This window comes from Oceanospirillum sediminis, assembly GCF_014164585.1.
GTDB lineage: Bacteria > Pseudomonadota > Gammaproteobacteria > Pseudomonadales > Halomonadaceae > Oceanospirillum > Oceanospirillum sediminis.
This window is the reverse complement of record NZ_JACJFM010000353.1, coordinates 1-309: the sequence shown is the minus strand read 5'-3', so window position 1 is coordinate 309 and position 309 is coordinate 1. Positions and strand designations below refer to the sequence as shown.

Here is a 309-nt window from a genome sequence, read left to right as displayed (position 1 = left end):
CAGAGTCACTGTCCGAATCAGAGTCACTATCCGAGTCAGAGTCGCTATCGGAGTCAGAGTCACTGTCGGAGTCGGAATCACTATCCGAGTCCGAATCGCTATCCGAGTCGGAGTCACTGTCCGAATCGGAGTCACTGTCGGAATCCGAATCGCTGTCGGAATCCGAATCGCTGTCGGAATCTGAATCACTATCTGAGTCTGAGTCGCTATCCGAGTCTGAGTCACTGTCGGAGTCTGAATCGCTATCCGAGTCAGAGTCACTGTCAGAGTCCGAATCACTGTCAGAGTCTGAGTCGCTGTCCGAGTCAG

Annotated in this window: 1 protein-coding gene; it reads right to left on the bottom strand. The window is 53.1% G+C overall.

From position 1 onward, the window contains the following. A partial coding sequence (locus H4O21_RS25200; protein WP_220495924.1) for a hypothetical protein occupies positions 1–309 on the bottom strand: 309 nt, incomplete at both ends.